Source organism: Bacillus sp. L_1B0_5, from assembly GCF_000836715.1.
Lineage (GTDB): Bacteria > Bacillota > Bacilli > Bacillales > Bacillaceae_G > Bacillus_A > Bacillus_A thuringiensis_S.
This window is the reverse complement of the sequence record NZ_JXIS01000212.1, coordinates 1-232: the sequence shown is the minus strand read 5'-3', so window position 1 is coordinate 232 and position 232 is coordinate 1. Positions and strand designations below refer to the sequence as shown.

Sequence of the window (232 nt, the reverse complement as noted above, 5' to 3'; positions counted from 1 at the left end):
GCATCGTGTGCTAATAGATGATTTTCAACTTCTTCCGCAGCAACTTTCTCACCACCACGGTTAATTTGATCTTTATCTCTTCCTTCTACAATGATGTATCCTTGTTCATTTACTTTTACAAGATCACCTGTGCGATAAAACCCATCCTTTGTAAATGATCGTGCATTATGCTCTTCGGCTTTATAGTAACCACGAATTGTATATGGACCTCGTGTTAATAAACTACCTACTT

1 pseudogene is annotated in these 232 nt (G+C 37.5%); it reads right to left on the bottom strand.

What is annotated here, in order from left to right:
- Nucleotides 1-232 (bottom strand): annotated as a pseudogene (locus RT27_RS31905) (AMP-binding protein); the annotation flags it as partial.